Source organism: Acidovorax sp. CCYZU-2555, from assembly GCF_018413525.1.
Classification (GTDB): Bacteria; Pseudomonadota; Gammaproteobacteria; order Burkholderiales; family Burkholderiaceae_C; genus Comamonas.
On record NZ_JAHCDD010000125.1, the window covers coordinates 1 to 11055 of the forward strand.

Genomic DNA, 11055 nt, shown 5'->3' on the forward strand with positions numbered 1-11055 from the left:
GCGTGAACCCCGCAAAGTCGGCGAACACCGCGGCGTCGCCCAGGTGAAAGAACACGTCCTGGGGAATCGGCTGCGGCGGCTGCACGCTGTCGGCAAACAGCGACTTGCCGTCGAGCACGCGGCGCGCATAGGTCTGCAGACGTGCGTAGTTCAGCGGCCCGGCGCCGCCCAGATAGGCGGCGACGGCATCGCGCTCGGCGCCCTGCAGCGTGGTCAGCGCCGCGTGCTGCGGATTGGTGACGCCGTCCACAAAGACCGGCGTTCCGGCGCTGCCCGCGGCGCGCAGCTGCTCGCGCTGCGCGTCATCGAGCTTGAGCCCGCGGCCGAAGACCAGCACCAGGTCATAGCGCCGCGCGCGCTCCAGCCCATCGAGCGGCAGCACCTGCACATCGACAAAGGCGCCGGGCTGGGCCTTGATCAGGCGCGCGGCCTGGAACTCGGGGTAGTTGACCAGCGCGATGCGCGTGGGCGCGACCCAAGCGCGCCACACCCATCCCAGCGAGATCGTCAGGGCCAGGGCCAGCAGCAGGGCCGCGGCCACCAGGAGGCGACGCCCGCCGGTTTTTGTTCTTGTTGCGCTGAGCGTCCACACCATTTTCCACGACCCGTTCGAACCATCTGTAATGTGATGTTATAACATGCAAATTCAATCAAAGAGAAATCGAGGGAAAGCCATGTTTCGTTTGACCAGGCTGCATGCAGCCATCCTGGGGGTCTGCGCCGCCGCCGCGGCGCCCGTGCTCGGGGCCCAGGAAATCGCCCCTGCCCCAACCGGCGCCCACGAAGCGCTGGCGCCCGTGGTCATCACCGCCACCCGCCGGCCCACCGACGCGCTGACCACGCCGGCCACGGTGGCGGTGATCGACGAAAAGCAGCTGCGCGAGAATCTGGTCACGGACTTCAGCGAGTTGCTGCGCTACGAGCCCGGCATCGCGGTCAAGCGCGAGCCGCGCGGGCGCGGCGGTGAAGCCGGCATCGAAGTGCGCGGCATAGGCGGCCAGCGCCTGGGCCTGCGCGTCGACGGCGTGCGCCTGCCCGGCGGCCACGCGGCCGCGGGCGCCAACCTGGGACAGTTGAAGCTCGACCCGCTGTCGCTGAGCCGCGTCGAAGTGCTCAAGGGCCCGGCATCGAGCCTTTACGGCAGCGATGCGCTGGCCGGCGTGGTGCTGTTTCGCACGCTGTCGCCGCAGGACTTCCTGTCTTCCTCCACCGACTTCGCGGGCGCCGCGTCCACGGGCTTCGACGGCCGCGACAACAGCCGCTGGGGCAGCGCCCAGCTGGCGTTTCGCGCGGGCGCAACGCAGAACCTGCTGTCGCTGTCGGCGCGCGACGGCCAGGGGCTGAAGAACCACGGCGACAGCGCGCTGCACCCCGACCCGCAGGACACGCGCCAGCGCAATCTGCTGCTCAAGTCGGTGCTGGACATCGATGCGCGCCAGTCGCTGACGCTCACGGGCGAGCACTACGAGCAGGCGATACAGACGAACCAGCAGTCACTGATAGGCCCGATATCGGGCGGCACGCGCATCACCCGCAGCCGCGCCGACGACAGCAGCCAGCGTGACCGGCTGGGCCTGGCCTACCGCTATGCGCCCGACAGCCACTGGTTCGACCACTTCTCGGCGCAGATCGACTACCAGCGCAGCCGCAGCGACGAGCGCACGGCCGATGCGCGCCAGCCGCCGGGCGCCGCCCCGGCCCTGCTGCGCGACGCCAGCATGGCCTACCGCGAGCCGCAGTGGTCGGGCAGCCTGCAGTTCGACGGCCGGGCCGACGCCGGCGGCGTGACCCACCGCTGGCTCGCGGGCATGGACCTGCTGGCGAAGTCGGTGAGCCTCTACAACAATGCGCTGCAGCGCACGGCCGCGGGCACGGGCGCGACCCAGGTCATCGACGGCGAAGTCTTCCCGCGCCGCACGGCGCCCGAAAGCGATACGCGCAACATCGGCCTGTTCGTGCAGGACGAGCTGGCGTTGGGCGACGGCAAGCTGCGCCTCACGCCCAGCCTGCGCTACGACAGCTACCGCATCTCGCCCCGGCCCGATGCGCTGTTTGCCAATGCCAATGTCGCCGGCACCACGCCCGTGGGCCTGGCGCGCAACGCCTGGACGCCGCGCCTGGGCCTGACCTACGAATGGCAGCCGCGCCAGGTGGTCTATGCCAACTACGTCACGGGCTTTCGCATGCCCACGCCCGAACAGCTCAACCGCGTGGGCCAGGTCGCAGTCGCCACGTTCATCCACGACTTCACGCCCAACCCCCAGCTCCAGCCCGAGCGCAGCCGCGGCCTGGAGCTGGGCCTGCGCGGCGAGTCGCAGCACGGCTCCTACGAGCTGTCGGCCTTCTACAACCGCTACACCGACTTCATCAACACCGAGATGACGGCCTTCATTCCCGCGGGCCACAGCGGCGGCTCGCGCGCGATCCGGCGCTTTCAGTCGCGCAACATCGGCGAAGTCGCGATCTATGGCATCGAGGCCAAGGGACAGGCCCCCATAGGCCACTGGTTCGACGCCGCCGATCGCTGGCGCTTGATAGGCGCGCTGCAGTGGTCGGTGGGCAACGACAAAAGCGCCGACCAGCCGCTCAACAGCATCCAGCCCGCGCGCCTGGTCGCCGGCCTGCGCTGGGACCAGCGCGGCGGCAACCTGGGCGCCACGCTGACCGGCAACCTGGTCGCGGGCAAGCGCCGTGTCAACGAAGCCCTGGCACAGACCGGCCCGACCGCGCCCGTGCCGCTGCGCACCGCGGGCTATGCGACGCTGGACCTGAGCGCCTATTGGCGCATCGCCAAGCAGGCCACACTGCACCTGGCGCTGTACAACCTGTTCGATCGCCAGCACCACGACTGGTCCACGGTCAGCGGCCTCACCGGCAACGATGCCCGGCTTGCCGCCTACACCGCGCCGGGGCGCACGGCGGCCATCAGCCTGCGCGTCGATTTCTGAAGACGCGTTCGCGCAGCCTCGTCAGAGCGAACGCAAGAAGCCCAGCAGCGCCGCGTTGACCGCTGCCGGCGCTTCCAGGCGTGGCCGCGGCCTGATCGTTGCACGCGCTGGCGCGATCTACGCCTGCGCCAGCGCCAAGCCCCTGCCCCCATTAGGCAAAAAGCGAATTAACATATGCATAATTCAAATATCAAACTCTATATCATCCGTTTCAAGCATGAATAAAGTTCTAGAGCTCCATCAGATCGCGGCCTTCCGGGCCGTGATGTCGCATGGCGGAATCACCGTCGCCGCGACCGCCTTGGGGCGTGCGCAATCGGTCGTCACAAGGCATATCCAGGACCTCGAAGCCAAGGTCGGCTTTGCGCTGTTCGAGCGCGAAGGCCGGGGCATCACGCCCACCGCGCGCGGCCGGCTGTTCCATGCCGAAGTCGAGCGCCATCTGGCCGGGCTCGAACGCCTCACGACCATTGCCGATGCGATACGCGACGGCGCTCCGGCCGCGTTCGACATTGCGTCGATTCCCGCGTTCTCGTCGGGGCTGCTGCCCCAGGCCATCGCGCGCATGGAGCACATTGCGAACATTCCGCTGCATCTGCGCGCGCTGGGCGGCGAGGAAGTGACGTCGCAGGTGCGCGAGCACCTGTGCGATATCGGCTTTTGCAGCCTGCCCGTGCTGGGCCCGGACCTGCAAGTGCACTGGGCGGTGGAAGTCGACTGCGTGGCCGTGCTGCGCGCCGACCACCCGCTGGCCGGGCATGACGTGCTGCCGCTCGAAGCCTTGCGCGGCCAGCGGCTGATCACCACGGCCAACCCCTATCGCCAGCGCCGCCATGTCGACGAAGCGCTGCAGGCCGCGGGTCTGCCGCGCGGCACGCCGCTGGACACCAATACCTCGTTCACCGCCATGGCCGCGGTGCGCGCCGGCCTGGGCATTGCGCTGATCGAGCCGCTGTCGCCCACAGGCTCGCCCGTCGAAGGCCTGGTGCAGCGCCCGCTGGCCGTGCGCCTGCCGTTTCGCTATGGCGTGGTGAGCCGCACGGGCTTTGCCCTGCCCGCCCACCTGCAGGAATTGATCACCCATGTCGCCGCGGTCTTGCAGGAGAACGTTCCGTCCTGCAAGGTGCTGCCGGTGGCGCGCAACGATGTGAGGGCCGCATGAGCCACCAAACACTTGAAGCCCTTGAAGCCCGCCTGCGCGAAGAACTGGCGCTGCTCAATCTGCCGGCCAAGCCCTGGCTCACGCCCCGCCCCGGCGTGCGCGATGTACTGATCATCGGCGCGGGCCTGTCGGGCCTGTGCACCGCGGCCGCGCTGCGCTTTCTGGGCGTCAACGACGTCGAAGTGCTGGACCGCGCGCCGGCCGGCCTCGAAGGGCCGTGGATCACGTCCGCGCGCATGAACACGCTGCGCACGCCCAAGGAGGCCACGGGCCCGGCGCTGGGCGTGCCGTCGCTCACGCCGCGCGCCTGGTACGAGGCGCGCTTTGGCGCCGAGTCCTGGGACAAGGTGGAGCGCATTCCGCGCAGCACCTGGATGGAATACCTGGTCTGGTACCGCCGCGTGCTCGATCTGCCGGTGCGCAACGGCGTCACCGTGCGCGCCATCACGCCGCGCGCCGACGGCGTGGTCGAAGTGCAGACCGACGCCGACAACGCGCTGCTGCTCGCGCGCCGCGTCATTCTCGCCACCGGCCTCGACGGCCTGGGCGCGCCTTTCGTGCCCGCCGTGGCGCAGGGCGTGGACCGGCGCTTCTGGGCGCATTCTTCCGACGCGCTCGACGCCGCGCAGCTGCGCGGCAAGCGCATCGCCGTAATCGGCGCGGGCGCCTCGGCCATGGACAACGCGGCCTTCGCGCTCGAAGCCGGCGCTGCGTCGGTCGACATGCTGGTGCGCCGCGCCGCCATGCCGCGCATCGACAAGTTCAGCGGCGTGGGCAGCCGCGGCACGGTGCACGGCTTTCAGGCCCTGCCGATCGCCACGCGCGCCGCGGTGTTCGCCATGGACCAGCAGGCCCAGTTGCCCGCGCCGCGCGCCAGCGTGCTGCGCGTCTCGCGCCATGCGAATGCGCGCTTTCATTTCGGCTGCCCCATAGAACAGATGACCGAGCAGGGCGATACGGTGGAGCTCACGACGCCGCGCGGCACGGCGCGCTTCGACTATGTGATCTTCGCCACGGGCTTCACCGTCGATGCGGCGCAGCGGCCCGAGCTGGCGGCCATCGCGCCGCATCTGCTGCTGTGGCGCGATCTGCAGCAGCAGCCCGGTTCCAACCCCGTGCTGGGCGCGGCGTTCGAGTTGCAGCAGCGCGCGCCCGGCAGCTGCCCGGGCCTGGAGCATATCCACGCCTTCAACTTCGCGGCCGTGGCCACGCACGGCAAGCTGACCAGCGGCATTCCCTCGATCAGCGACGGCGCGCGCCGCCTGACCCAGGGCCTGGTCGCGAGCCTGTTCGCCGAGGACCAGGACGAATTCCTGGCGCGCTTTGCCGCCTATGACACGCCCGAACTGTTGGGCGACGAATGGACTGCGGCCGCCACCCTGGCCACCACCGAACTGGAGACCCTGTGAGCACCACCCCCACCCTGCAAGTCTTCTACGGCATCTCCAGCCCCTGGGCCTATTTCGGCGCGCAGCGCGCCCAGGCCATTGCGCAGCGCCACGGCGCGCGCCTGGTGCTGCGGCCGATACGCATCATCGAGGCCAACGGCGGCATTCCGCTGCGCACGCGGCTGCAGCCGCGCCAGGACTACCACGCGCTGGAGCTGTCGCGCTGGCGCGCATTCCTGGGCATTCCGCTGAACCTGCGCCCGCGCTTTTACCCCTGCCGCACCATTGAGATCGCGGCCAGGGCCGTGATCGCGCTGCAGCAGGCCGGGCTCGACGCGCCCGCGTTCTCGTTTGCCGTGCAGCAGGCGCTGTGGGCCCAGGACCGCGACATTGCCGACGTACCAACGCTCCAAAGCATTGCGCTGGCCCACGGCGGCGCGGCCGCCGCGGCGCTGGTGCAGGAAACCTCGCCCGCCGATATCGAAGCGCAATGGCAGGCGAATCTCGCCGACGCCGAGGCGCTGGGCGTGTTCGGCACGCCCACCTATGTGGTCGACGGCGAGCTGTTCTGGGGCCAGGACCGGCTCGACTTCGTGGACCGCAAGCTTTCTTCCCTCACCTGAACCCCTACCCCGACCGGTACCCGCCATGGACATCACTCCCACCCCTGCCTCGACGGCCCTGCACGACAAGGCCATCGTCATCGACGCGCTGCACACCTGCAACTGGAGCCGCGAAATCTTCGAGGAAGCGCGTACCGCGGGCATCACCGCGCTCAACGCTTCCAATGTGCTGTGGGAGAACTTCCGCGAAGGCATCGCCGAAGTCTCGGCCTGGAAGCGCCGCTTCGAAGAAAACGCCGATCTGATCCTGCCCGTCAAGACCGTGGCCGACATCCAGCGCGCCAAGGACAGCGGCCGCACCGGCATCATCCAGGGCTGGCAGAACACTTCGCCGCTCGAAGACCGGCTGGAGTTCGTGGAGATCTTCAAGGACCTGGGCGTGGGCATCATGCAGCTCACCTACAACACCCAGAACTACTCGGGCTGCGGCTATCTCGAACCCACCGACGGCGGCCTGACGGGCTTCGGCCGCGAAGTGGTCGATGAGATGGCGCGCGTGGGCGTGCTGTGCGATCTGAGCCATGTGGGCGACAAGACTTCGGCCGATGTGATCGCCTACTCCAAGAAGCCCGTGGCCATCACCCATGTGCTGCCGCGCGCGCTGCACGACGTCAAGCGCAACAAGTCGGACGACCTGTTCCTGGCCTGCGCCGAAAAAGGCGGCGTGATCGGCACCAGCTTCTTCTCGCCCGGCCTCAAGGCCGGCAACGACTCCACGGTGCACGACGTGCTCGACGCCATGGAATATGTGATCGACCTGGTCGGCGAAGACCATGTGGGCGTGGGCACCGACTACAGCCAGGGCCATGCACGCCCCGGCCCATGGCTGCTGTGGGCCAACCGCGACAAGGGCACGGCGCGCACGCTGACCGAATTCGGCTCGGCCAAGATCAACAAGCCCGCGGGCGTGGCCAAGCTGCACCAGCTGCCCAATCTCACGGCCGCCATGCTCGAGCGCGGCTGGAGCGAGCAGCGCATCACCAAGCTGCTGGGCGGCAACTGGCTGGGCCTGCTGCAGCGCGTCTGGGGCGCCTGAGCGACATCTTCTGAAAGCATCCGATATGAAACATTTCTCCAAAATCGCGGCCGGCCTGGCCCTGGCGCTCACGGTGGGCTCGGCGCTCGCACAGGCGCCCTACCCCGACCACCCGATCAAGCTGGTCGTGCCCTTCCCGCCGGGTCAGTCGTCCGATATCCTGATGCGCATCGTCGGCGAGCAGGTCGGCGCCAAGCTGCGCCAACCCGTGGTGATCGACAACCGCCCGGGCGCGGGCGGCGTCATCGGCACGCAGTACGTGGCCAGCCAGCCCGCCGACGGCTACACCCTGCTGATGGGCGGCAGCGGCCCGATGACCATCTCGCCGTCGCTGCAGCCCGGCGTCGCCAAGTACGACGCCGTGAAGAACTTCAGCCCCATCGTGGGCGTGGCGCGCATCGCCCAGGTCATCGTCGTGCCCGTGAGCTCGCCGCTGCGCACGCTCGCCGACCTGGTCAACGCCGCGCGCAAGAATCCCGCCACCGTGACCTTCGGCTCCTCGGGCAACGGCACGACCCAGCACTTGTTCATGGAAATGCTGTCGTCTGCCGCCAATGTGAAGCTGAGCCATGTGCCCTACAAAGGCTCGGCACCCGCGCTCAACGACTTGATGGGCGGCCAGATCGACACCATGTCGGACACCATCACCGCCATGCTGCCGCTGATCCGTGCCGGCAAGGTGCGGCCCATCGCCGTGACCTCGGGCAAGCGCTGGCCCACGCTGGCCGAAGTGCCTACCGTGGCCGAACAAGGCTATCCGGGCTTCTCGGCCGAGGGCTGGATCTCGCTGCTCGCGCCGGCCAACACCCCACCTGAAATCGTGCAACAGCTCGAAACCGCCGTGCAGCAGGCGCTGCAGGATGACGCCGTGCGCGGCAAGTTCTCCGAGCTGGGCTTTCTCGAACTGAAGCTGGACCATGTGCAGCTGCGCGACTTCCTGCAGTCGGAAAGCGCCAAGTTCCGCAAGGTGATCGACGCGGCGGGGGTCAAGGTCGATTGAGGGAGAGTGGCGGCATCGATACGCAGGCACGCACCGCTGTCGAGAGCGGTCGGACCTGCGTTTTCATGAATCCGCCGCGTCCCTGAGCCCATAGGCTTGCGCGATCCGCTCCAGGAAATGGGCGAGTGGCGCACGGCCAAGCCCCAAGGCATGGGGATCGATCGAGCCGCCTGAAGTCCCCTCGAATTCCTGAGCCAGTCAGAAGTGGAGCTTCGTTGGCACAAGTTGTCATCAAGCATTCATGCACCATCCGCAAACTGCGCGCTTGTTTAAAGTTTTGTGAAATTAACTCGCGTATGCAAGCCTCTACACATTTTCTAGCAAGTGAAAGAACATTCGCTTTGCGCGCAGTTGCCTTGGCGACTTTGGTAGCGTTGACGGCCTGCGGTGGTGACGATGAAGGGAAGGTTGCCGAGTACGTCATTCCCGACGCGCCCGCAGGGCTGGGCACCGAAACAGTCAACGTGACCCCGCAAGCGGCCACGAGCATGCCTTTGTCGCGCACGGATGTGCCCAAGTACCGCGAAGATGCGACCGTCTACAACTCAGGCCGGCACGACGCCACGGCCGGCGGCAACAACGCTTGCTATGCCGACCACACCACGAACAGCACGCTTCGCATCTTGTCTGGCTTCCTCGATATCTTCGAACCGTCAGAGCGAAAAATGAACGGTTTCAAGGCGTCGGACTACGCCGGAATTTTTGCGGCCGGATCGACCACGCCGAACATGAACATCGCCGGGGCGCAAGCATGCGATATGTTTGGCCTGACGACATGGAACGGCGTCTGGCATGTTCTGAACGCAGACAATGCCAGCGGCGCAATTGGCCAGGCCCCCGCCACAGGCACCGCAGGAACGATCAAAAAGAACGATCTGTTTTTGCAAAACATGGAGTACTCCTCCAAGCTGACTACAAAAACCGCGTACACCAGTGCCGAGAAGGAGGCCATTGCACTTGATGACACCGGCAACAAGGTCACTCGCACGGTCATGGGCGGCTCGCTGGGGCCCCTGGGCAAAGCCTGGGACGATCTGGCGAAGAACCCCAGCTCCGGATGGGGCGACACGAATTCCCAAACCAACCCCGAGTTTGGGGCCGTGCTCCAGTTTGTCGACAACGCCACGGTTGGCAATATCGCCTCGGACAATGGAGCCAAGGGCTTCTATAAATTCGCCCGTCCCTACCGCTGGTCAGCTGCCGATAGCAGCCTGCCAACTGTCAAGGTCCTGCCCGAACTGCTGTCGCGCCGTGCTGCAGGCAACGATGCGGCGGCGGCACAAACCAGGGCACAGCAAGACTCCGACTTCCCGAGTGGTCACACTGCAGAATTCGTGCGTTATTCGATGGCGATCGCCTATGTAACACCTCAACGCTTTCACGAATCCATCGCTCGTGGAATGGAAGCTGGTGAAAACCGTATCCGTGCGGGCATGCACTCTGCGCTTGGCGTCATGGGCGGGCGCATGCTGGGCTCATCGGTCTGGATGCCTTTCATGAAAGGCGCTGGCGATCGTGGAATCGCTTATACCGAAGCGCAGCGCCTGGCGGTGTTCGAGCAGGCGCAGGCTCAATTGCGCACCAAGCTTGGAGTGAACAGCGGCGTGGAACTTTGGGATGCCGCTCACTCGGCGGATGTCAACGCAGACCGTTTCGCAGATTTCTCTGCCGCAAAGGCTGAATACCTGCGCCGCCTGACTTTTGGCTTTGCGCAAGATAGCACCAAAATCGGTAAGCCGGCCGTGGTGCCCAAAGGCATGGAGACGCTTTTCGAAACTCGCTTCCCCTATCTGAGCGCTGACCAGCGACGCGCGGTGCTCAAGACCACTGCGATTGATTCTGGCTACCCAGTGCTGGACGATGAGGAAGGCTTCGGGCGCCTGAACCTGTTCGATGCAGCCAGCGGCTATGGCAAGTTCGAGGCCGACGTTGTGGTCACCATGAACCAAAGCACCGCAGGCTTCTGCGTCTCGGGATTTTGTTCTTTTGACCGCTGGCGCAATGACATCAGCGGGGCCGGAAAGCTGACCAAACGTGGAACAGGAACGCTGGCATTGACTGGAGCCAATACCTACAGCGGCGGCACCATCATTGCCGCAGGCACTTTGCGCGCAGACTCCCAGAAGGCAATGGGCACAGGCGCGGTGTACATTGATGGCGGCACACTGGCTACCCACGGCACTCAAGTCAATGTGGCTCGCACTTACACGCAAAAATCCGGTGCGCTGCACCTGGCACTGTCCAACAGCACAGCCGGAACTGTGGTTGTTGCCGAGGACGCGGCGCTGGCAGGGGAACTGAAAGTGACGTTCGTCAACGGTTATACGCCCAAAGCCGGCGACAAGATCGTGGTTCTCACCGCCAAGGGCGTGCATAACAAGTTCAACACCGTGGCGGTCGCTGGCTTCGCCAAGTCCACAGTGACATACGACGCGACCAGCGTCACAATTACCCTGGCCAGCTAATCCTGCGTCCATTTCATAAAGAGCCTGCGCGATCAAATCGCGCAGGCTCTTTTTTTCTAGTCGTCAGATCTGACGCAGCCGCCCACAGGATGGGTTTCAAAGACTACTTCTGGCCAACAGCGCAATTTCGATGCGAGCGCCAACACCAGTCGTTCAACTTCTGATCAGAAAATTGCCCGAAAGCCCGCTGTCGGCGGCAAGCGCGAAGAGCTGCTACCGGCCACAGCAAGACAACCAGCATCTGGCTTATCGCCGGTTCAGAGGCTATGCAAATCTTCAGGCAGAAGGCAATTCGGGCTGCGTTCTATCGAGTTCAAAGCCTTCATCCAACCATCCGCAGACACCACCCGCCATGATTTTCACCGGCCGGCCCAAGCGCGCCAAACGCAAGGCGCCGCGTGCCGCCCCGTTGCAATGCGGTCCAGCGCAGTAA

At 66.2% G+C, this 11055-nt stretch carries 9 protein-coding genes; 7 read left to right on the plus strand and 2 right to left on the minus strand.

Translation table 11 applies throughout. The features are described 5' to 3' along the window. Positions 1-541, minus strand: a 541-nt coding sequence (locus KHY18_RS26035) for a hypothetical protein (protein ID WP_213307092.1), incomplete at its 3' end; no start/stop codon positions are given. A gap of 133 nt (positions 542-674) precedes the next feature. On the opposite strand from KHY18_RS26035, the gene KHY18_RS26040 reads away from it, so the two are divergent. The 7 genes from KHY18_RS26040 (at position 675) to KHY18_RS26070 (ending at position 10622) form a co-directional block, all read left to right on the plus strand. Further along, positions 675-2948, plus strand: a complete 2274-nt coding sequence (locus tag KHY18_RS26040; protein WP_213307095.1) for a TonB-dependent hemoglobin/transferrin/lactoferrin family receptor — start codon at positions 675-677, stop codon at positions 2946-2948. 217 nt (positions 2949-3165) lie between these two features. Next, entirely contained in the window at positions 3166-4110 is a 945-nt protein-coding gene (locus KHY18_RS26045; protein WP_213307098.1) for a LysR family transcriptional regulator, read from the plus strand. Beyond that, positions 4107-5519 carry an NAD(P)-binding domain-containing protein gene (locus KHY18_RS26050; protein ID WP_213307101.1) on the plus strand — a complete coding sequence of 471 codons (1413 nt, stop codon included), beginning with the start codon at positions 4107-4109 and terminating at the stop codon, positions 5517-5519. The genes KHY18_RS26045 and KHY18_RS26050 overlap by 4 nt, the downstream gene beginning before the upstream one ends. After that, a complete protein-coding gene (locus tag KHY18_RS26055) occupies positions 5516-6121 on the plus strand; it encodes a 2-hydroxychromene-2-carboxylate isomerase (RefSeq protein WP_349630341.1) in 606 nt (201 codons plus the stop codon). The genes KHY18_RS26050 and KHY18_RS26055 overlap by 4 nt, the downstream gene beginning before the upstream one ends. Before the next feature lie 25 nt (positions 6122-6146). Then, positions 6147-7157: a membrane dipeptidase gene (locus KHY18_RS26060; protein ID WP_213307107.1), complete on the plus strand. Its 1011-nt coding sequence runs from the start codon at positions 6147-6149 to the stop codon at positions 7155-7157. Between the two features lie 25 nt (positions 7158-7182). Beyond that, on the plus strand, positions 7183-8157 hold the full coding sequence (locus KHY18_RS26065; RefSeq protein ID WP_213307110.1) for a Bug family tripartite tricarboxylate transporter substrate binding protein: 975 nt from the start codon (positions 7183-7185) through the stop codon (positions 8155-8157). Positions 8158-8372: 215 nt separating this feature from the next. Beyond that, entirely contained in the window at positions 8373-10622 is a 2250-nt protein-coding gene (locus KHY18_RS26070; RefSeq protein WP_249729391.1) for an autotransporter-associated beta strand repeat-containing protein, read from the plus strand. Between the two features lie 276 nt (positions 10623-10898). Here KHY18_RS26070 and KHY18_RS27225 read toward each other — a convergent pair. Then, on the minus strand, positions 10899-11055 hold a 157-nt coding region (locus tag KHY18_RS27225; protein ID WP_502769416.1), incomplete at its 5' end, for a rhodanese-like domain-containing protein.

Excerpts from the sequence above, each read along its gene's own strand:
- KHY18_RS26040 (WP_213307095.1), top strand. The coding sequence starts at position 675 with ATGTTTCGTTTGACCAGGCTGCATGCAGCCATCCTGGGGGTCTGCGCC.
- KHY18_RS26045 (WP_213307098.1), top strand. The coding sequence starts at position 3,166 with ATGAATAAAGTTCTAGAGCTCCATCAGATCGCGGCCTTCCGGGCCGTG.
- KHY18_RS26065 (WP_213307110.1), top strand. The coding sequence starts at position 7,183 with ATGAAACATTTCTCCAAAATCGCGGCCGGCCTGGCCCTGGCGCTCACG.
- KHY18_RS26060 (WP_213307107.1), top strand. The coding sequence starts at position 6,147 with ATGGACATCACTCCCACCCCTGCCTCGACGGCCCTGCACGACAAGGCC.
- KHY18_RS26050 (WP_213307101.1), top strand. The coding sequence starts at position 4,107 with ATGAGCCACCAAACACTTGAAGCCCTTGAAGCCCGCCTGCGCGAAGAA.